The following is a 19,804-nucleotide window of genomic DNA, read 5'->3' as shown; positions in this document are numbered from 1 at the left end:
GCGGACCCGGTGGCGGCCATGGCGGGCCCGAGGGCGGACCCGGTGGCGGCCTTGGCGGGCCCGGCGGCGGGTCCGAGGGCGGTTCCGGTGGTGAGTCCGGTGGCGGGCCCGTGCCCGAGTTGTTCAGCTGGGAGTTCGCGAGCGATCCCTACCCGGCGTACGCCTGGCTGCGGGAGCACGCGCCCGTGCGCCGGACCACGCTGCCCAGCGGCGTCGAGGCCTGGCTCGTCACGCGGTACGCGGACGCCCGGCAGGCCCTCGCCGACCAGCGGCTCTCCAAGAACCCGGTCCACCACGCCGAGCCGGGCAAGACCGGCATCCCCGGCGAGCGCAGCGCCGGGCTGATGACCCACCTCCTCAACATCGACCCGCCGGACCACACCCGGCTGCGGCGGCTGGTCTCGAAGGCCTTCACCCCGCGCCGGGTCGCCGCCTTCGCGCCCCGTGTGCAGGAGCTCGCCGACCGGCTCATCGACGACTTCGCGGCACGGGGGAGCGCCGACCTCATCCACGAGTTCGCCTTCCCGCTGCCCATCTACGCCATCTGCGACATGCTCGGGGTGCCCGCCGAGGACCAGGACGACTTCCGCGACTGGGCCGGGATGATGATCCGGCACGGCGGCGGGCCGCGCGGCGGGGTCGCGCGGTCGGTGAAGAAGATCCGCGGGTACCTGGCGGAGCTGATCCACCGGAAGCGCGAGCACCTGGGCGAGGACGGGACGGAGGACGACCTCATCTCCGGACTCATCCGGGCCTCCGACCACGGCGACCACCTCACCGAGGCCGAGGCCGTCGCCATGTGCTTCGTGCTGCTCTTCGCCGGCTTCGAGACGACCATCAACCTGATCGGCAACGGCACCTACGCCCTGCTGCGCCACCCGGAGCAGCGCGCCCTCCTGCAGGCTTCGCTCGCCGCCGGGGAGAGGGGCCTCCTGGAGACCGGCGTCGAGGAACTGCTCCGCTACGACGGTCCGGTCGAGCTGGCGACCTGGCGGTACGCGACGACCGGCCTGACCGTCGGCGGGCAGGCGATCCCGGCCGGCGACCCGGTCCTCGTCGTCCTCGCGGCGGCCGACCGCGACCCGGACCGCTTCGGCGACCCGGACGCCCTCGACCTCGCCCGCGGCGACAACCAGCACCTCGGGTACGGGCACGGCATCCACTACTGCCTGGGCGCGCCGCTCGCCCGCCTGGAGGGGCAGACCGCCCTCGCCACCCTGCTGACCCGCCTGCCGGACCTGCGACTTGGCGCCGATCCGGACGAACTCCGGTGGCGCGGCGGTCTCATCATGAGGGGATTGCGCACGCTTCCGGTGGAGTTCACCCCTTCCGCACCCCTGCGGGACGGGTGACGTCGCGTCAGAAATGTGATCTTCGCGTGATCGCGAAGCCATCGACTTGTGACGGACGTTCGAATGCGGCTACGTTCGCGCCAACGTTCGGCCCCACCCCGGCCGTCCCCGCAGTCCCCGCCGTCACGCGAAAGGCCCCGACATGCTTTCCGGAAACGGACGACACCGTCGACCCCGCCAGGCTCCCGCGCTCGTCGTCACCGCCGGAGTGACCGGATCCGCCCTGGCGCTGCCGCTGCTCGCCACCGGCTCCGCCTCCGCCGCCGACGCGGCCACCTGGGACCGGGTCGCCGCCTGCGAGTCCGGCGGCCAGTGGAGCGCCAACTTCGGCAACGGCGCGTACGGCGGCCTCCAGATGACCCAGGAGGCGTGGGAGCGGCACGGCGGACTCGCGTACGCCCCCAGCCCGGACCTCGCCAGCCGCGCCCAGCAGATCGCGATCGCCGACAAGGCGCTCGCCTCCGGCAGCACCGACTGGGCCACCTGCGCCCCCATCGCGGGCCTGGAGAACGACGGCAGGGCCACCGGCGTCCAGCCGGGCCCCGCCGTCCAGCAGGAGGACGAGGGCGGAGTGGCGCCCGAGTCGAACCGGACCGGCGGCACGGCCGCCTCCACGGCGCCGGAGCGGACGCCCGAGGCGCGCGAGGAGACGGCGGGGGCCACGGAGGAGGCGGAGGCCGTCACCACCCCGGCGAAGCCCGCCGCGCCGGCCACGCCCACCGCGCCCACCGGCTCCGCCACGACCCCGGCCCCCACGGGCACCGGCACGGCCACGCCGCCGCCGGCGGACACCGCCCCGACCGCCCCCGGCAGCACCGCGCCGGACGCTCCGGACGCCTCCACGGGCACGCCCGGCGCCCCCGGTACCCCCGTCACGCCCCCGGACGCCTCGGAGACCCCCCTGGCGCCCACCACCCCCGTGGCCCCCGGTACGGACGGGGCCGCGGACGGGACTGACGTGTCGTCGGCCACGCCCGGCTCGGGCAAGCACCGGGGCGAGGCCGCCCCGGAGGAAACCGACGTAACGGACACGCACGTGGAATCCGGTCGTCATGCCGCAGCAGCGGACAAGGTCTCCTCAACCGCCGTCAACACGGACGCAAGTGACGCCTACACCGTGCGGCCGGGTGACAGCCTGTCGGAGATTGCGCGGGAGAACGACCTCGCCGGCGGCTGGGACGCCCTCTATGACGCCAACCGTCGGACGGTCGGGGCCGACCCGGATCTCATCCTCCCTGGTCAGAGCCTTGAGCTGACGGCCCCTCCGCTGGAGAAGTGAGGCCGTTTCAGGGGCGTATGTCCGATTTTGGGAAAGTGAGACATGGGTCTCTTCGTCCCAACTGGCGTGTCACGTCCGCAAACTTTGCTTCCGTCAGGCCCCACCTGCGCAAACGGGGCCTGATGGAGTGCAAGTAAGGGCGTTTTGTCCGTCGTGAGCCTCTTTGAACTTCGAGCACCTGTGTGTCTACGGTCGTCACCGCTCGCCACCGCGGGCCCCGTCGACCGAAACGCCGAGTCCTGCCGTCGGCCGTCGGGAACTGTCGTCGCGAAAGCGCCGCAGGCAGGAGTGGGGGACCCAAGGTTTGCGCCGGTCCCGGCCGTTGAGACAGACGGCCGGACGTCCGGCTAGGGGTGAAGCCGCGTGCAAGGACACGCGGCCGGGCGAACTCTTCAAGCCCGAACCCGACAGCTCACCTCACAGGCGTCGGTGAAGAGGAAACTCCATGCTGTTCTCCGGCACGGGCAAGCGCCGCCGTCCCTCCAAGGCCACTCGGGTCGTCGCCCTCGTCGGCGTCACCGGTGCGGCCGTCGCCGCCCCGCTGATGGCCGCCGGCACCGCCTCGGCCGCCACCGCCTCCGAGTGGGACCGCGTCGCCCAGTGCGAGTCCGGCGGCAACTGGTCGATCAACACCGGCAACGGTTACTACGGCGGCCTCCAGTTCTCGGCCTCCACCTGGGCCGCGTACGGCGGCACCGCCTACGCCCCCACCGCCAACCAGGCCAGCAAGTCGCAGCAGATCGCCGTCGCCGAGAAGGTCCTCGCGGGCCAGGGCAAGGGCGCGTGGCCGAGCTGCGGCGTGGGCCTCTCCGGCGCCTCCTACGACGGCGGCTCCGCCGAGGCGGCCGCTCCGCAGCAGAGCGCTCCGCAGCAGAGTGCCCCGCAGCAGAGCACCCCGAAGCGCTCCGCCGAGCAGCCCGCCAACCGCAGCGAGCAGCGCCAGGCCCCGCAGCGGAGCACCCAGGCCGCCCCGAAGGCCGCCGCCAAGAAGACCGTCACCACCCCCACCGGCAAGACGGTCAAGAAGGGCGACGGCGAGTACAAGGTCACGGCCGGCGACACCCTCAGCAAGATCGCCACGGCGCAGGGCGTCGAGGGCGGCTGGGCGAAGCTGTTCGAGCTCAACAAGGACGTCGTCGAGAACGCCGACCTGATCTACCCGGGCCAGCAGCTCCACCTGAAGTGAGCCCCGCGGCACCCGTGAGTCCGGCGGCTCACCGGTGCCCGGCGACCCTCCCGCGGTGACCACCCCGGTCCCGAGCCCCTTCCCCCGTGGCTCCGGACCGGGGTTCTGCCGTTACTGTCCAGTAGATACCGGGTCTTTCGTCCCCTGCTGCATGCTCTTGGGCCCTTTTTCGTCCCAGGGGACGGGCGGTCGGCTGGCCGGAGCGCCGGAGCCGGTTAGGCTCTTGTCGCAAGGCGAACGAGACCTTGCGACCCATGCGTCACACCTAGCGTCACATCCCAGAAGGAGATGCTCGTGCCGTCCATCGACGTCGTCGTAGCCCGGGAAATCCTGGACTCCCGAGGCAACCCCACGGTCGAGGTCGAGGTCGGCCTCGACGACGGCAGCACCGGCCGTGCTGCCGTGCCGTCCGGTGCCTCCACCGGTGCGTTCGAGGCCCTGGAGCTCCGCGACGGTGACCAGAACCGCTACCTCGGCAAGGGTGTCGAGAAGGCCGTCCTCGCCGTCATCGAGCAGATCGGCCCGGAGCTCGTCGGCTACGACGCCACCGAGCAGCGCCTGATCGACCAGGCCATGTTCGACCTGGACGCCACCCCGGACAAGTCGTCGCTCGGCGCCAACGCCATCCTCGGCGTCTCCCTCGCCGTCGCGCACGCCGCCTCCGAGGCCAGCGACCTCCCCCTCTTCCGCTACCTGGGCGGCCCGAACGCGCACCTGCTGCCCGTTCCGATGATGAACATCCTCAACGGTGGGTCGCACGCCGACTCCAACGTCGACATCCAGGAGTTCATGATCGCCCCGATCGGCGCGGAGTCCTTCTCCGAGGCGCTGCGCTGGGGCACCGAGGTCTACCACACCCTCAAGTCCGTCCTGAAGACCAAGGGCCTCTCCACCGGCCTCGGCGACGAGGGCGGCTTCGCCCCGAACCTCGGCTCCAACCGTGAGGCGCTCGACCTCATCCTGGAGGCCATCAAGCAGGCCGGCTACGTGCCCGGCAAGGACGTCGCCCTCGCCCTGGACGTCGCCGCCTCCGAGTTCTACAAGGACGGCAAGTACCTCTTCGAGGGCAAGGAGCGCTCCGCCGCCGAGATGACGGAGTACTACGAGGAGCTCGTCTCCGCGTACCCGCTCGTCTCCATCGAGGACCCGCTGTTCGAGGACGACTGGGCCGGCTGGAACGTCATCACCGAGAAGCTGGGCGACAAGGTCCAGCTCGTCGGCGACGACCTCTTCGTCACCAACCCCGAGCGCCTCGCCCGCGGCATCGAGGAGAAGTCCGCCAACGCCCTCCTGGTGAAGGTCAACCAGATCGGCTCGCTGACCGAGACCCTCGACGCCGTCGAGCTCGCCCAGCGCAGCGGCTTCAAGTGCATGATGTCCCACCGCTCCGGCGAGACCGAGGACGTCACCATCGCCGACCTCGCCGTCGCCACCAACTGCGGCCAGATCAAGACCGGCGCCCCGGCCCGCTCCGAGCGCGTCGCCAAGTACAACCAGCTGCTGCGCATCGAGGAGATCCTCGACGACGCCGCCGTCTACGCCGGCCGCAGCGCCTTCCCGCGCTTCAAGGGCTGATCGCGGGGGCCGACCGGCCCCGGCACCGCAGTTCCGTCCGTCCCCGCACCCGGTCCCGTACCGTGTGCGGGGACGTACGTGTGACAGGGGAGGCGACACCGCATGGCCGTGAAGAACGGGGACCGGTTCTCCACCGCGACCCGGATCAGGCTGCTCGGCGAGCAGACCGCGGCCCGCGTCTACCGCTCCCAGACCCGCCGCCAGGCCCGGCGCTCCCGGCTCACCGGCCGCGCCGCCTTCCTCGCCCTGGTCGTCTGCTCCCTCGTCGTCGCCCTCGCCTATCCCATAAGGAGCTACGTCTCCCAGCAGGGCGAGATCGCCGACCAGGAGCGCAGGGCCGCCGAGGCCGCCCGGCGGGTCGAGGAGCTGAGGGACGAGAAGGCCCGCCTCCAGGACCCGGCCTACGTCCGCCGCCTCGCCCGCGAGCACCTCCACTACGTGCTCCCCGGCGAGACCGGCTTCACCGTGAACGACCCCGGGGCGGCCGACCGCCCCCGCGCCGACCAGGGCACGGCCGACCGGCCCTGGTACGACAACCTCTGGGACGGCGTCGACAACGCCGACCGCCACTGACCGACCCGACTCAGGATCCACGATGGAAACGCCCCCTCCGCAGACCGAACGCACCGAGCCCACCGAGGCGGACGTCGCCGCCTTCGAGGCCCAGCTGGGCCGGCCGCCGCGCGGCCTGCGCGCCATCGCGCACCGCTGCCCCTGCGGCAACCCGGACGTCGTCGAGACCGCGCCCCGGCTGCCCGACGGCACCCCCTTCCCGACCACGTACTACCTCACCTGCCCCCGGGCGGCCTCGGCCATCGGCACCCTGGAGGCCAACGGGGTCATGAAGGAGATGCAGGCCCGGCTCGCCACCGACCCCGAGCTGGCCGCCGCCTACCGCGCCGCGCACGAGGACTACCTCGCCCGCCGCGACGCCATCGAGGTGCTGGAGGGCTTCCCCAGCGCCGGCGGCATGCCCGACCGCGTGAAGTGCCTGCACGTCCTCGTCGGCCACTCGCTGGTCGCCGGCCCGGGCGTCAACCCCTTCGGCGACGAGGCCCTCGCGATGCTCCCCGAGTGGTGGGCCAAGGGCCCGTGCGTGAACCCGTGCGCCGACAAGGAGGCCGCCGAGTGACCCGGGTCGCCGGAATCGACTGCGGCACCAACTCCATCCGCCTCCTCGTCGCCGACGTGCACCCGGAGACGGGCGAGCTGATCGAGCTGGACCGGCGGATGACGATCGTCCGGCTCGGCCAGGGCGTCGACCGGACCGGCCGGCTCGCCCCCGAGGCGCTGGAGCGGACCTTCGCCGCCTGCCGCGAGTACGCCGCCGTCATCGAGGAGCTCGGCGCGGAGCGGATCCGCTTCGTCGCCACCTCCGCCTCCCGCGACGCCGAGAACCGGCAGGACTTCGTCGACGGGGTCGTGGCGATCCTGGGCGTCGAGCCCGAGGTCATCACCGGCGACCAGGAGGCCGCGTTCTCCTTCACCGGCGCCACCGGCGAGCTGCGCGGGGACGACCGGCGGCTGGTGGTGGACATCGGCGGCGGATCGACCGAGTTCGTGGTCGGCAACCGGCACGTCGAGGCCGCCCGCTCCGTCGACATCGGCTGCGTCCGGCTCACCGAGCGGCACGTCCGGCACGACCCGGTGACCGCCGAGGAGGCGGCGGCCATCCGCGCCGACGTCCGGGCCGCCCTCGACCTCGCCGCCGAGACGGTGCCGATCACCGAGGCGGAGACCCTGGTGGGCCTGGCCGGTTCGGTGACCACGGTCGCCGCCATCGCCCTGGGGCTGCCGGAGTACGACTCCGAGAAGGTCCACCACTCCCGCGTCTCCCGCGCGCAGGTCGACGAGGTGGTCGCCCGGCTGCTCGCCTCCACCCACGAGGAGCGGGCCGCGATCCCCGTCGTCCACCCCGGCCGGGTGGACGTCATCGTGGCCGGCGCGCTGGTGCTCCAGGAGATCGTCGAGCGGGTCGGAGCGGCCGAGGTCGTGGTCAGCGAGCACGACATCCTCGATGGGATCGCCCTATCCGTGGCATAGCGGGCAGCTATCGAGGGGTGCCGCGACACCCCTCCCGAGAAGCTTCGTGAAGTTCTTCACAAGGAAAAGGGTCCTGATGGCACCCGAGGGAGGTCTTCAGGGCCCCCGAGGGGGTCCTCAGGGCCCTTTCGCAGGTGCGGAGGCCACTTCGCTCGAAGTTTCCATCGTGTGAACGCACCCCCTGGTTCAGGGTTACCGGGGGCTCTCCGGACCAGTTCAGCGGCGGTGAACAACGTTCACCAGTGCACTCCGGTTCCTTTGCAGGACCATGACGTGGATCACGTGGGCGGCGGAGTGTAGCAGAGCGCCCCGGAGAGCTTGTGAAGGGGCGCACGAGGTACCCCCCGTCCGTGGGTGGATACTCGATGGCATGAGCACCACGGAGCGTCCCAGGATCCTCATCGTAGGCGGCGGGTACGTTGGCCTGTACGCCGCGCGGCGCATCCTCAAGAAGATGCGTTACGCCGAGGCGACCGTCACGGTCGTCGACCCCCGGTCGTACATGACCTACCAGCCCTTCCTCCCCGAAGCCGCCGCCGGCAGCATCTCGCCGCGCCACGTCGTCGTCCCGCTGCGACGCGTCGTGCGCGGAGCCGAGGTGCTCACCGGCCGGGTCACCACCATCGACCAGGACCGCAAGGTCGCCACGATCGCGCCGCTCGTCGGCGAGGCGTACGAGCTGCCCTTCGACTACCTGGTCATCTCGATGGGTGCCGTCTCCCGCACCTTCCCGATCCCCGGCCTCGCCGAGCAGGGCATCGGCATGAAGGGCATCGAGGAGGCCATCGGCCTGCGCAACCACGTCCTCGAGCAGCTGGACAAGGCCGACTCGACCACCGACGAGGAGGTCCGCCGCAAGGCCCTGACCTTCGTCTTCGTCGGTGGCGGCTTCGCCGGCGCCGAGACGATCGGCGAGGTCGAGGACATGGCCCGCGACGCCGCGAAGTACTACCAGAACGTCTCGCGCGAGGACATGCGCTTCGTCCTGGTCGACGCGGCCGACAAGATCCTCCCCGAGGTGGGCCCCAAGCTCGGCCAGTACGGCAAGGAGCACCTGGAGTCCCGGGGCATCGAGATCTACCTGGAGACCTCCATGGACTCCTGCGTGGACGGCCACGTCGTGCTCAAGAACGGCCTGGAGGTCGACTCCAGCACCATCGTGTGGACCGCCGGCGTCAAGCCGAACCCGGCCCTCGCCCGCTTCGGCCTGCCGCTCGGCCCCCGCGGCCACGTGGACTGCAACGAGAAGCTCCAGGTCAACGGCATGGACTACGTCTGGGCCGCGGGCGACAACGCCCAGGTGCCGGACATGGCCGCGATCAAGGCCGGCGTCCCGGCCGAGCGCGCCTGGTGCCCGCCGAACGCCCAGCACGCCCTGCGCCAGGCCAAGGTCCTCGGCGACAACGTCGTGTCCGGCATGCGCGGCTTCCCGCAGAAGGAGTACAGCCACGCCAACAAGGGCGCGGTGGCCGGACTCGGTCTGCACAAGGGCGTCGCCATGATCGTCATGGGCAAGATGAAGATCAAGCTCAAGGGCCGTCTCGCCTGGTACATGCACCGTGGCTACCACGGCATGGCGATGCCGACCTTCAACCGCAAGATCCGCGTCTTCGCCGACTGGACCCTCGGCATGTTCCTCAAGCGCGAGGTCGTCTCGCTCGGCGCCATGGAGACGCCGCGCGAGGAGTTCTACGAGGCCGCCAAGCCCGCCCCGGCCCCCGCCGCGGCCGCCCCGGCCCCGGAGAAGGCCAAGGCGTCGTAACACCCCCGGCAGTACCGAAGGGCCGTCCGTCATCCGTGGTGCGGGCGGCCCTTCGGCGTGTTTTCGGCGCGTTCTGCCGAGACCTTGCGTCGCGGCGGGATGGGAAACCCCTACCGTCGGTGTTCCCCTGGTGACGGACAAGTCTGGGGCAAGGACCACGGAGGTGTTTCACCATGGCCGACGCCGCGACGCGGCTCGCGCATCTCACCGAGGATCTGCTGGGAAGTCCCCTCCCCCTGCGCCTGCGCGCCTGGGACGGCAGCGAGGCCGGCCCCGCGGACGGCGGACCCGTACTGGTGGTCAGGGACCGCAGGGCGCTGCGCCGCATGATCTGGAAGCCCGGTGAACTGGGCCTGGCCCGCGCCTGGGTGGCCGGCGAGCTCGACGTCGAAGGAGACCTCTACGAGGCCCTGGACCGGCTCTCCGGACTGCTCTGGGAGCGCGACGGGCCCGGCGGCCTGCTCGCCTCCGCGCGCGATCCGCGCCTGCGGGCCGCCGCCGGTGCGCTGCTGCGGCTGGCCGGCCCGCTGCCGCCGCCCAAGCCGCCGGCCGAGGAGGCCCGCGGTCACGGCGGCGGACTGCACAGCAGGCGCAGCGACCGGCAGGCGATCAGTCACCACTACGACGTGGGCAACGACTTCTACGCCCTGGTCCTCGGCCCGTCGATGGTCTACTCGTGCGCCCGCTGGACGGACGGCGGGACGCTGGAGGAGGCCCAGCGGGACAAGCTGGACCTCGTCGCCCGCAAGCTGGCCCTGGGGGAGGGCGACCGGCTGCTCGACGTGGGCTGCGGCTGGGGCTCGATGGCGATCCACGCGGCCCGCGAGTACGGCGCCCGGGTCGTCGGCATCACCCTCTCCCGCGAACAGGCCGCCTTCGCCCGCAAGCGGATCGCCCAGGAGGGGCTGACCGACCGGATCGAGATCCGCGTCCAGGACTACCGGGACGTGTCCGACGGGCCGTTCGACGCGATCTCCTCCATCGGCATGGCCGAGCACGTCGGGGCCGTGCGGTACCGGGAGTACGCGGACCTCCTGTACGGCCTCCTGAAGCCCGGCGGACGGCTCCTGAACCACCAGATCTCGCGCCGCCCGGAACCGGACGAGGGGGCCTACCACGTGGACCCCTTCATCGACGCGTACGTCTTCCCCGGCGGCGAACTCGCCCCGATGGGCCGGACCCTGACGACCCTGGAGGACGCCGGGTTCGAGGTCCGGGACGTCGAGGCGCTCCGCGAGCACTACGCGCTGACGCTGCGCCGGTGGGTGGGGAACCTGGAGGCGGAGTGGGACCGCGCGGTCCGGCTGACCTCCCCGGGCCGGGCCCGGATCTGGCGGCTGTACATGGCGGCCTCTGCGGTCTCCTTCGAGCGCAACCGGATCGGCGTGAACCAGTTCCTGGCGGTGAGGACGCCGGTGTCGGGGACGAGCGGGCTGCCGCTGAGGTCGCGGGAGTGGACGGAGTAGCGGAAGGGCCGGGGTCCCCTGGGGGACCCCGGCCCTCGTTCCGTACCGGTGGGGCTACTCGGCCTTGATGGCGGCGAGCATGTTCAGGCGGGCGGCGCTGCGGGCCGGCCAGAGCGAGGCCAGGACGCCGACCAGGGCGGCCAGGAGGAGGAAGACCCCGACCCGGTCCCAGGGCACGACCAGGCCGTAGCCCGGCAGGCTCGCCTCGAAGGTCTTGCCGATGGCCCAGGCGAGGAAGGTGCCGAGGCCGATGCCGACGACCGCGCCGAAGACCGAGATCACGACGGCCTCCAGGCGGACCATGCGCTTCACCCGGCGCCGGTCGAGACCGATCGCGCGGATCATGCCGATCTCCTGCTGCCGCTCGAAGACGGACATCGCGAGGGTGTTGACGACGCCGAGGACGGCGATGATCAGGGCCATCGCGAGCAGGCCGTACATGATGTTCAGCATCAGGTTGATCTGGCCGCCGAACTCGTCGCGGATGTCCTTCTCGTCCATGACGGAGATGGCGGGGTTGTCGCCCATGGCCTTGGCCAGGGCCTGCTCGTGGGCGCCGCTCGGACCGCCCTCGGTGGAGACGAAGATCTGCCCGATGTACTTCTCCGGGTCGTGCGCGTCGAGGACCTTCGTGTCGACGAGGACGGGGGAGAGGAACTCGCTGTCCTCGTAGATCGCGGTGACCTTCAGCTCGCCCTTCTTCTTGTCCAGGTACTCGACCGGGACGGAGGCGCCGACCTTCAGGCCGCGCTTGGCGGCGGTCTTCTCGGCGACGGCGATCTGCCCGTCGGCGAGCCCGCTCAGCGAGCCCTCCAGGACGTCGACCTTGAGGACCTTCTCGATGGCGCCGGGGGTGACGCCGGAGGCGGAGACGTAGGAGCCCTTGATGTCGAGGGCGCCGGCCTGCTGCGGGGAGACCGCGGTGACGCCGGGGGCCTTCTCCAGGGCGGTCAGGGCCTCGGGGGACAGGCCGCCGCCGCTGGCCATGGAGACCATGTAGTCGGCCTTGATCTGCTCGACCGTCATCTTGTCGAGGGCCTGGCCGGCGCTGACGCCGATCACGGTGAGGCCGGTGACCAGGGTGAGGCCGATGGCGAGCGCGGAGGCGGTGGCGCCGGTGCGGCGCGGGTTGCGGACCGCGTTGAGGCCGGCGAGCTTGCCGGAGATCCCGAAGGCCTTCACGAAGAAGGGGCGGATCAGGGCGATCACGGGCCGGGACAGGAACGGGATCAGGATGATGATGCCGATGAGGGTGGCGAAGGCGCCGCCCGCGATGGTCATCCGGCCCTCGTCGCCGCCGGTGTTGGCGCCGAGCACGATCAGGACGGCGCCGATCGCGGTGATCGCGGCGCCGATGGCGTTGCGCACGACGAGCGACTTGGTGTTCGGGGTGGCGTGGACGCTGTTCATGGCGGCGACCGGCGGGATCTTCGCGGCGCGGCGGCCGGGCAGCCAGGCGGCCAGCATGGTGATGACGACGCCGACGCCGAAGGCGGCGAGCACCGGGGTGGCGCCGAGGACCAGGTCGCCGTCCGGGACCTTCATGTCGAAGGCGGCCATGCCGGAGCGCAGGCCCACGGCGAGCCCGATGCCGAGGACGTAGCCGACGGCGGAGGCCACGATGCCGACGATGCCGGCCTCGGCGAGCACGGAGCGGGTGATCTGCTTGCGCGAGGCGCCCACGGCCCGCATCAGGGCGAGCTCCTTGGTGCGCTGGGCGACCAGCATGGTGAAGGTGTTGGAGATCAGGAACACGCCGACGAAGAGCGCGATGCCGGCGAAGGCGAGCAGCATCTGGTTGAGCGTGCCGAGACCGGACTCGATCTCCCGGGCCTGCTCGTCGGCGAGGGCCTGGCCGGTCTGGGCGGTGGCGGCCTTCGGGACGACCTTCAGGACCTCGTCGCGGAGCTTGTCGTCGTCGGCGCCGGGGGCGGCCGAGACGTTCAGGTCGGAGTAGTAGCCGGGCTTGAGGTACAGCTTCTGGGCGACCGGGGCGTCGAAGACGACGAGGCTGCCGCCGGCGTTGACGGCGCCGTCCTCCGTGGTGAAGACGCCGGAGAGGGTGTACTCCTTCACCGGGCCGTTGGTGGCGACGCGGACGCGCTCGCCGACCTGGTAGCCGCCCTTGTCGGCGGTCTCCTCGTCGAGGGCGATCTGGTCCGCCGCGGCCGGGCCGGCGCCGGTGGTGAAGGCGAGGGCCGGGTCCTTCCCGTCGGGGCCGGGGGCGAAGTTGACGCCCTTGTTGGACCAGCCGGATCCGATCAGCTTGCCCTTGGCGTCCGGCACGCCGGCGAAGCCGTCGACGCGGGGCTGGACGCCGGTGACGCCGTCGAGCTTCGCGACCGCGTCGACGGTCGCCTGGGAGAGGCCCGGGTTCTTGGCGGCCTCCTCCGGGTCCGGCCGCATGCTGACGGCGACGGCCACGTCGTCGTAGCTCTTCGCGGACTGGCCGCGGAAGGCCTGGGAGAGGGTGTCGGTGAAGACGAGGGTGCCGGAGACGAAGGCGACGCCGAGCATCACGGCGAGCACGGTCATCAGCAGCCGCGCCTTGTGCGCGAGGACGTTGCGCAGGGCGGTACGGAACATGGGTGAGGTCCTGGAGGTCCGGGTGACGGGGGATCGGGTGCGAGGGGCGCGCCGCGCGCGTCAGCTCGTACGGCCCTTGGCGTCGAAGGCCTTCATCCGGTCGAGCACGCCGTCCGCCGTGGGGCGGAGCATCTCGTCGACGATCCGGCCGTCGGCCAGGAAGATCACCCGGTCGGCGTAGGAGGCGGCGACGGGGTCGTGGGTGACCATGACGACGGTCTGGCCGAGCTCGCGGACCGAGTTCCGGAGGAAGCCGAGGACCTCGGCGCCGGAGCGGGAGTCCAGGTTTCCGGTGGGCTCGTCGCCGAAGATGATCTCCGGCTGGGAGGCGAGGGCGCGGGCGACGGCGACGCGCTGCTGCTGGCCGCCGGAGAGCTCGGTCGGGCGGTGCTTGAGGCGGCCGGAGAGGCCGAGCATGTCGATGACCTTCTGGACCCACGCCTGGTCGGCCTTGCGGCCGGCGATGTCCATGGGGAGCGTGATGTTCTCCATGGCGGTGAGCGTGGGCAGCAGGTTGAACGCCTGGAAGATGAAGCCGATCTTGTCCCGGCGGAGCTGGGTGAGCTGCTTGTCCTTGAGGGTGGACAGCTCGGTCTCGCCGATCCGGACCGAACCGGAGGAGAAGGAGTCGAGGCCGGCGACGCAGTGCATGAGCGTCGACTTGCCCGAACCGGAGGGGCCCATGATCGCGGTGAACTCGCCCTGGCGGAAGTCGACGCTGACCCGGTCGAGCGCGACGACCTGGGTCTCGCCCTCTCCGTAGACCTTCGTGAGCTCCGTGGCGCGGGCGGCCACCGCGGTGGCGCGGTGCACGGTGGGGGTGGTGGTCACGAGGGGACTCCTGTCACGACGGTCGATCGGATGGTCGGAAACCCGGTGTCCCGGGAACCACTCCATCGTTTCGAACGTTCTCGCGCCGGTCGTCCGTCCACGTGCCCGTTCCGGGGGCCCTCTGGGGTCGGACCGGGAGGCCCGTTCCTCCTCCTCTGGTATGACGGCACCCCTGACGGCGGAGGTGACACACCTGCGGCGAGATCTGGTCAATCCAGGGGTGGCCGCTTTGCGCCCGCGATCCCCGTCACAGTTCGGGAAAACCCCGCCCACCTGCGCTGACGCACCCTCAGACGTCAATAAAATAAGACAACATCGGTCGCTCGTTCCGCTGAACGAGGGAAGGGCCCCGATAGGCTCCTGTGCCAACGCGGAGGTTCGCGGCAACGCCCGGATGGTGGAATAGCAGACACGGCGAGCTTAAACCTCGCTGGCCTTCGGGCCGTACCGGTTCAAGTCCGGTTCCGGGCACCACCCGGGCCCAGGTGACCCCCTGCGGCCCGGCACACGGCCCCCTCTCTCCCTTCTCCTCCCTCCCGGGCCCCCGGTGGCCGGTGAAGATCGAAACTTGTCGCAAAAGATCCTCCCCGAGCACTAGAGAGTTTCTTTTGCCTACGCATTACCCTTGACGCAAGGCCGCGCAGTGCGGCCGTCCATGGAGGAGTGAGATGAGGAGCAGCAACCCGGTCTTCTCGCGACGGGGGTTCAGCCGCGACAACGGCTACGCGGGCTTCAACGCGCAGCAGCCGCAGGCCGGGGGCCCCGCCGTCGGAACGAACCCCTACGCGACCGGTAACCCGTACGCCGAGGGCGCGACGGCCAACCCGTACGCCACCAACCCCTACGCGCCGCAGGACGTCCAGACGGGCGCCCCGCAGCAGGCGCGCGGCAACGTGATGACGATCGACGACGTCGTGAGCCGTACGGCCATGACGCTCGGCACGGTCGTGCTCACCGCCGTCCTGTCCTGGCTGCTGCTGCCGGTCGACCCCGCGAACCTCGGCAAGTCCTACGGCATCGCCATCGGCGCCGCCCTGGTCGCGCTCGTCCTGTCGCTCGTGCAGTCCTTCAAGCGCAAGCCGTCGCCGGCGCTCATCCTGGCCTACGCGGCCTTCGAGGGCGTCTTCCTCGGCGTGATCTCCGCCGCCGTCTCGACGTACATCGCCGACGGCGTGGTCATCCAGGCGGTCCTCGGCACCATGGCGGTCTTCGCCGGCGTGCTGACCGCCTACAAGATGGGCTGGATCCGGGTCAACCGGCGCTTCACCGGCTTCGTGATGGCCGCCGCCATGGGCTTCATGCTGCTCATGGTGGTCAACCTGCTCTTCGCCGTCATCGGCGGCGGGGACGGCCTCGGCTTCCGCAGCGGCGGCCTGGGCATCCTCTTCGGCGTCATCGGCATCATCCTCGGCGCCTGCTTCCTGGCCCTCGACTTCAAGCAGGTCGAGGACGGCGTCACCTACGGTGCTCCCCGCGAGGAGGCGTGGCTGGCCGCCTTCGGTCTGACCATGACCCTGGTGTGGATCTACCTGGAGATGCTGCGTCTGCTGTCGATCCTCCAGGGCGACGACTGACGCACCCCGTGACTCGGGGGAAGGGCCCGTCCGGCACCCGCCGGGCGGGCCCTTCCGCGTCCCTCCCGGCGCCCCCCCCGGTAGGGTCGGCCGGGTGCTGGATACGAGTGAACTGACCGCCGCCGTGGAACGCTTCGCCGACCGGCTGCGGGCGGCCCCGCAGAGCCGCCTCCAGCGGGGCGCCGCCGCCGAGGGCCTGGCCCTGGCGAGGGAGCTGGCGGTACGCGCGCAGCGCGCCGAGGAGCCGGACCGGGAGCCGCGGATCATCCCCGACGCGGGCGTCTTCGCCGTCGCCGACCAGCTCGCCGTGGCCGGCGCCGATCTGGCCGAGGTACTGCGAACGGCCCCGTCCCCCTCCCGCGAACGGGAACTGGACGAGGCCGTGGCACTGGTACGGGGGGCGCGGGAGCGCTCGGGGCTGTGAAGGGGCCCCTCGGGGCCTACAGGGAGGCGATGACGCGGTCCGCGAGGATGTAGACGTTCTCCTCGTCGGACTCGCCGTACGAGAAGGTCAGGGCGAAGGCGCCGGAGACGCCGGAGCCGCCGAGGAGGACCGGGGTGCGGCCGGCCCGGAGGGCCTCCGCGAGGCGCTCCGCGGTCTCCCGGTGGCCCGGGGTCATGCAGAGCGTGGTGCCGTCGGCGAAGACGTACACGTCCAGCGTGCCGAGCGGGCCGGGGCGGACGTCCGTGAGCGCCGTGGCCGTGTCGGCCAGCTCCTCCAGGCGCGCCACCGTGCGCTCGTGGTCCGTGACCACCGGCGTCTGCACCGGCACGAAGTCCGGGTGCGAGGGGTGGCGGCGGCGGGCGGCGGCCAGCTCCGCGGAGTCCTCGGGGTACTCGGGGAAGTCGTCCACCGGGTCGACGATGCCGTCGAGCGCGGCGGCCTCGGCCTCCATGGCCTCCAGCGCCATCGCCTCCAGGCCCACGAAGTCCGTCTGGCGCGGCACGAAGAGGCCGGTGGACTCCTCGCCGCCCGGACCGCCGAGGAGGGCGGAGGGCGCGTCGGCCGCGTCCCGGGCCTCCTGCGCGGCCCAGAAGGCCCGCGCCTCGGCGAGCTCGCGCTCGCGCTCCTCGGCCAGCGCCTCCGCGACCGCGGCCCGTATCTCGGCGGCGGGCGTGGCGCGGGCCGCGGGGACCGTCACGCCGCGGCCCGCGGCCAGCTCGGTGCGCAGGGCGGTGACCTCCTGGCGGAGACCCCGCACGTGGTGCAGGGCAGCGGCGCCCACGGCCGTGGCAGCGGCGGTGGTCAGCAGCAGGGCAAGAGACATGGCGCTCACTGACGTACTCCCGGTTCGAGTCGATCCCCCGACTTCCTACATCAGCTTGTCGTGGCCCGGGACCCCCTGTCAGTGCATTACGTCACGAAACGGACAGGTATTTTGGCCGGGTGTTTAGTCCCGGAACCGCTCTGACCTGGGAAAACGAACTCCCCCGGGATGTATGTCACATCCTGGGGGAGATTCGGTCACGGCTTGGACGCGGGGAGGTTGACGCGCTCGGCCACTGGAGACCGGACGCAGGTGCCGCCCTCCTCCGCTGCCAGCTCGGCCGCTCGGTTCTTCGGTCGCGCTGGGCTTCGCCACCGCTGCGGGCAGGTGCCGCCCTCGTTCCTCGGGCGGCCCCTACCCTCCGCTCCGGCTCAGCTCAGCCGCTCGGTTCTTCGGTCGCGCTGGGCTTCGCCACCGCTGCGGGCAGGTGCCGCCCTCGTTCCTCGGGCGACCCCTGCCCTCCGCTCCGGCTCAGCTCAGCCGCTCGATGACCATCGCCATGCCCTGGCCGCCGCCCACGCACATGGTCTCCAGGCCGAACTGCTTGTCGTGGAACTGGAGGCTGTTGATCAGGGTGCCGGTGATGCGGGCGCCCGTCATGCCGAAGGGGTGGCCGACGGCGATGGCGCCGCCGTTGACGTTCACCTTGTCCAGGTCCAGGCCCAGGTCCTGGTAGGACGGGATGACCTGGGCGGCGAAGGCCTCGTTGATCTCGGCGAGGTCGATGTCGCCGATGGTCAGGCCGGCGCGCTTGAGGGCCTGCTTCGACGCCTCGACCGGGCCGAGGCCCATGATCTCGGGGGAGAGGCCGGAGACGCCGGTGGAGACGATCCGGGCCAGCGGGGTCAGGCCCAGCTCGCGCGCCTTGGTGTCCGACATGATGACGAGCGCGGCGGCGCCGTCGTTCAGCGGGCAGCAGTTGCCGGCGGTGACCAGGCCGTCGGGGCGGAAGACCGGCTTGAGGCCGGAGACGCCCTCCAGGGTGACGCCGGCGCGCGGGCCGTCGTCGGTGGCGACGACGGTGCCGTCCGGGGTCGTCACCGGGGTGATCTCGCGCTCCCAGAAGCCGTTCTTGATGGCCTGCTCGGCGAGGTTCTGCGAGCGGACGCCGAACTCGTCCATCTCCCGGCGGCTGATGCCCTTCAGCCGGGCGAGGTTCTCCGCGGTCTGGCCCATGGCGATGTACGCGTCGGGGACGAGGCCGTCCTCGCGCGGGTCGTGCCAGGAGGAGCCCTCGGACGCGGCGACCTCGGCGGTGCGGGCCTCGGCGTCGGCGAAGAACGGGTTGTGCGTGTCCGGCAGCGAGTCCGAGTTGCCCTTCACGAAGGAGGACACCATCTCGACGCCCGCCGAGATGAAGACGTCGCCCTCGCCCGCCTTGATCGCGTGCAGCGCCATCCGGGAGGTCTGGAGCGAGGAGGAGCAGTAGCGGGTGATCGTGCAGCCCGGCAGGTGGTCCATGCCCATCTGCACGGCCACGATCCGGCCCAGGTTGTTGCCCTGCTCGCCGCCGGGGAGGCCGCAGCCCAGCATCAGGTCGTCGATGTCGCGCGGGTCCAGCTCGGGGACCTTGGCGAGCGCGGCCTGGATGATCGTGGCCGTGAGGTCGTCGGGGCGCAGGTCCTTCAGGGAGCCCTTGAAGGCCCGGCCGATGGGGGAACGGGCGGTCGAGACGATCACGGCTTCGGGCATCACGGCTCCAGGAGGCTGGTGGCGGTCGGACTCAAGGGGAAGTTACCTGCACGTACCGCGCGGGGTCACCGGCAACGGCGTGTGACGAGGGCCTCTTTTCTAAGCGCTTGCTCAGGTGTGGGGGGAGTCCTGCGGCAGCGGCTCCCCGTCCTCCTCCCGTACGCCCCCGGCCGCCCCGCTCCCCGCCGCGTCCCCGGCCTCCGGCTCCGCCGCCTCCGCCGCCTCCGTCAGGCGCCGCCGGCGCCGGTGCTTCAGGAGCGCCCACGGCGCCCGGGCCCCGGTCACCTCCGTACCGGCCTGCTTCACCGCCGCGGCCGCCGCCTTCGCCACCGGCAGCACGCCCTCGCGGCGGTCCGGCTCCGGCCGGTCCGGTTCCGGCCACACGCCGAGCGAGGCGCACAGGGTCGGCAGCACCGCCATCGCGGCCGTGGCGTACCCCTCCGCCGAGGGGTGGAAGAGGTCCACCCCGAACATCTCGCGCGGGTTCGCCGCGAACTCGGGCCCCAGCAGGTCGCCCAGCGACACCGTCCGCCCGCCCTGCTCCACCACCACGATGGTCTGCGCCGCCGCCAGCTGCCGGGAGGCCCGGCGGGCCAGCCAGCGCAGCGGCTGGTAGACCGGCTCGATGGTGCCCAGGTCCGGGCAGGTGCCGACGACCACCTCCGCCCCGGCCGTCCGCAGCCGCCGCACCGCCGCCGCCAGGAGCCGCACCGACTCCGTCGCCGGCGTCCGGTGCGTCACGTCGTTCGCACCGATCATGATCACGCAGACGTCCGGGGGGCCCAGCGGCTGCGCGAGCAGCAGCGACACCTGCCGCTCCAGGTCGTCCGAGCGGGCTCCCGACAGCGCCACGTTCTTGAGCGCCACCGGACGCTCCGCGACCGCCGCGAGCCCCGAGGCGAGCAGCGCGCCCGGCGTCTGGCCCGCCCGGCGCACCCCCTGGCCCGCGGCCGTGGAATCACCCAGAAGGGCCAGTCGCAGCGGGTCCTCCGTGCCGAACGCCCGGCCGTACAGGCCGTCCGTCGCCGGCGGCAGCGGAGCCGTCCCCGTGCCCACCGTCCGCTTCGCGAGCTGCGCCTCCGCGAGCAGCACCCCCACCGCGGCCACACCGATCAGCCCGATGCTCCCGCCGCCGTACGCCGCTCCCGCCGCGATCCGGCGTGCCACCCTCGCCCTGGACATCGGGGGCG

General features: G+C 72.0%; 16 protein-coding genes, 1 tRNA gene and 1 riboswitch. Of the genes, 12 read left to right on the top strand and 5 right to left on the bottom strand.

What is annotated here, in order from left to right:
* The first annotated feature begins 110 nt into the window (after nucleotides 1-110).
* The 9 genes from ACF1ED_RS22435 to ACF1ED_RS22395 all read left to right on the top strand — a co-directional run bounded on the left by ACF1ED_RS22435 (nucleotide 111) and on the right by ACF1ED_RS22395 (nucleotide 10,663).
* Nucleotides 111-1,352, top strand: a complete 1,242-nt coding sequence (locus ACF1ED_RS22435; protein ID WP_391763073.1) for a cytochrome P450 — start codon at nucleotides 111-113, stop codon at nucleotides 1,350-1,352.
* A 208-nt stretch (nucleotides 1,353-1,560) separates the two neighbouring features.
* Nucleotides 1,561-2,631, top strand: coding sequence for a transglycosylase family protein (locus ACF1ED_RS22430; protein ID WP_391763071.1), 1,071 nt, complete (start codon nucleotides 1,561-1,563; stop codon nucleotides 2,629-2,631).
* A gap of 264 nt (nucleotides 2,632-2,895) precedes the next feature.
* A riboswitch (cyclic di-AMP (ydaO/yuaA leader) is annotated at nucleotides 2,896-3,072 on the top strand.
* A gap of 4 nt (nucleotides 3,073-3,076) precedes the next feature.
* Nucleotides 3,077-3,817 (top strand): transglycosylase family protein, encoded by a 741-nt coding sequence (locus ACF1ED_RS22425; RefSeq protein ID WP_391763069.1) that lies wholly within the window; start codon nucleotides 3,077-3,079, stop codon nucleotides 3,815-3,817.
* A 288-nt stretch (nucleotides 3,818-4,105) separates the two neighbouring features.
* A complete protein-coding gene (eno, locus tag ACF1ED_RS22420) occupies nucleotides 4,106-5,392 on the top strand; it encodes a phosphopyruvate hydratase (RefSeq protein WP_351103588.1) in 1,287 nt (428 codons plus the stop codon).
* 102 nt (nucleotides 5,393-5,494) lie between these two features.
* Nucleotides 5,495-5,965, top strand: coding sequence for a septum formation initiator family protein (locus ACF1ED_RS22415; RefSeq protein WP_351103590.1), 471 nt, complete (start codon nucleotides 5,495-5,497; stop codon nucleotides 5,963-5,965).
* A gap of 22 nt (nucleotides 5,966-5,987) precedes the next feature.
* Nucleotides 5,988-6,524: a DUF501 domain-containing protein gene (locus ACF1ED_RS22410; protein WP_391763067.1), complete on the top strand. Its 537-nt coding sequence runs from the start codon at nucleotides 5,988-5,990 to the stop codon at nucleotides 6,522-6,524.
* On the top strand, nucleotides 6,521-7,435 hold the full coding sequence (locus tag ACF1ED_RS22405) for an exopolyphosphatase (protein WP_391763065.1): 915 nt from the start codon (nucleotides 6,521-6,523) through the stop codon (nucleotides 7,433-7,435). The genes ACF1ED_RS22410 and ACF1ED_RS22405 overlap by 4 nt, the downstream gene beginning before the upstream one ends.
* Before the next feature lie 370 nt (nucleotides 7,436-7,805).
* A complete protein-coding gene (locus ACF1ED_RS22400) occupies nucleotides 7,806-9,197 on the top strand; it encodes an NAD(P)/FAD-dependent oxidoreductase (RefSeq protein WP_391763063.1) in 1,392 nt (463 codons plus the stop codon).
* A gap of 173 nt (nucleotides 9,198-9,370) precedes the next feature.
* The gene (locus tag ACF1ED_RS22395) at nucleotides 9,371-10,663 is read left to right on the top strand and encodes a class I SAM-dependent methyltransferase (protein WP_391763061.1); all 1,293 of its coding nucleotides are present in this window, start codon (nucleotides 9,371-9,373) and stop codon (nucleotides 10,661-10,663) included.
* Between the two features lie 54 nt (nucleotides 10,664-10,717).
* Here ACF1ED_RS22395 and ACF1ED_RS22390 read toward each other — a convergent pair whose 3' ends face one another.
* Both ACF1ED_RS22390 and ACF1ED_RS22385 read right to left on the bottom strand, forming a co-directional pair.
* Nucleotides 10,718-13,249, bottom strand: a complete 2,532-nt coding sequence (locus tag ACF1ED_RS22390) for an ABC transporter permease (RefSeq protein ID WP_391763059.1) — start codon at nucleotides 13,247-13,249, stop codon at nucleotides 10,718-10,720.
* A gap of 60 nt (nucleotides 13,250-13,309) precedes the next feature.
* Nucleotides 13,310-14,080: an ABC transporter ATP-binding protein gene (locus tag ACF1ED_RS22385; protein WP_391763057.1), complete on the bottom strand. Its 771-nt coding sequence runs from the start codon at nucleotides 14,078-14,080 to the stop codon at nucleotides 13,310-13,312.
* 388 nt (nucleotides 14,081-14,468) lie between these two features.
* On the opposite strand from ACF1ED_RS22385, the gene ACF1ED_RS22380 reads away from it, so the two are divergent.
* The 3 genes from ACF1ED_RS22380 to ACF1ED_RS22370 all read left to right on the top strand — a co-directional run bounded on the left by ACF1ED_RS22380 (nucleotide 14,469) and on the right by ACF1ED_RS22370 (nucleotide 16,078).
* Nucleotides 14,469-14,554, top strand: a tRNA-Leu gene (locus tag ACF1ED_RS22380).
* A gap of 194 nt (nucleotides 14,555-14,748) precedes the next feature.
* Entirely contained in the window at nucleotides 14,749-15,654 is a 906-nt protein-coding gene (locus ACF1ED_RS22375) for a Bax inhibitor-1/YccA family protein (protein WP_391763055.1), read from the top strand.
* A 94-nt stretch (nucleotides 15,655-15,748) separates the two neighbouring features.
* Nucleotides 15,749-16,078: a hypothetical protein gene (locus ACF1ED_RS22370; RefSeq protein WP_391763053.1), complete on the top strand. Its 330-nt coding sequence runs from the start codon at nucleotides 15,749-15,751 to the stop codon at nucleotides 16,076-16,078.
* Nucleotides 16,079-16,094: 16 nt separating this feature from the next.
* Here the strand turns inward: ACF1ED_RS22370 and ACF1ED_RS22365 are convergent, their stop codons facing one another.
* The 3 genes from ACF1ED_RS22365 to ACF1ED_RS22355 form a co-directional block, all read right to left on the bottom strand.
* Entirely contained in the window at nucleotides 16,095-16,931 is an 837-nt protein-coding gene (locus ACF1ED_RS22365; protein ID WP_391763051.1) for a hypothetical protein, read from the bottom strand.
* Nucleotides 16,932-17,393: 462 nt separating this feature from the next.
* Nucleotides 17,394-18,614, bottom strand: coding sequence for an acetyl-CoA C-acetyltransferase (locus tag ACF1ED_RS22360; RefSeq protein ID WP_391763049.1), 1,221 nt, complete (start codon nucleotides 18,612-18,614; stop codon nucleotides 17,394-17,396).
* A gap of 111 nt (nucleotides 18,615-18,725) precedes the next feature.
* Nucleotides 18,726-19,796: an SGNH/GDSL hydrolase family protein gene (locus tag ACF1ED_RS22355; protein ID WP_391763047.1), complete on the bottom strand. Its 1,071-nt coding sequence runs from the start codon at nucleotides 19,794-19,796 to the stop codon at nucleotides 18,726-18,728.
* Nucleotides 19,797-19,804: the final 8 nt, after the last annotated feature.

Origin of the sequence: Streptomyces sp. NPDC014656 (assembly GCF_043084305.1) — a bacterium.
GTDB lineage: Bacteria > Actinomycetota > Actinomycetes > Streptomycetales > Streptomycetaceae > Streptomyces.
This window is presented reverse-complemented; position numbering and strand designations above follow the sequence as displayed.

Bases quoted from the DNA above. Each gene is read 5' to 3' on its own strand.
- ACF1ED_RS22375 (WP_391763055.1), top strand. From the start codon at position 14,749: ATGAGGAGCAGCAACCCGGTCTTCTCGCGACGGGGGTTCAGCCGCGAC.
- ACF1ED_RS22395 (WP_391763061.1), top strand. From the start codon at position 9,371: ATGGCCGACGCCGCGACGCGGCTCGCGCATCTCACCGAGGATCTGCTG.
- ACF1ED_RS22410 (WP_391763067.1), top strand. From the start codon at position 5,988: ATGGAAACGCCCCCTCCGCAGACCGAACGCACCGAGCCCACCGAGGCG.
- eno (WP_351103588.1), top strand. From the start codon at position 4,106: ATGCTCGTGCCGTCCATCGACGTCGTCGTAGCCCGGGAAATCCTGGAC.
- ACF1ED_RS22400 (WP_391763063.1), top strand. From the start codon at position 7,806: ATGAGCACCACGGAGCGTCCCAGGATCCTCATCGTAGGCGGCGGGTAC.
- ACF1ED_RS22360 (WP_391763049.1), bottom strand. From the start codon at position 18,614: ATGCCCGAAGCCGTGATCGTCTCGACCGCCCGTTCCCCCATCGGCCGG.
- ACF1ED_RS22415 (WP_351103590.1), top strand. From the start codon at position 5,495: ATGGCCGTGAAGAACGGGGACCGGTTCTCCACCGCGACCCGGATCAGG.
- ACF1ED_RS22390 (WP_391763059.1), bottom strand. From the start codon at position 13,249: ATGTTCCGTACCGCCCTGCGCAACGTCCTCGCGCACAAGGCGCGGCTG.
- ACF1ED_RS22425 (WP_391763069.1), top strand. From the start codon at position 3,077: ATGCTGTTCTCCGGCACGGGCAAGCGCCGCCGTCCCTCCAAGGCCACT.
- ACF1ED_RS22355 (WP_391763047.1), bottom strand. From the start codon at position 19,796: ATGTCCAGGGCGAGGGTGGCACGCCGGATCGCGGCGGGAGCGGCGTAC.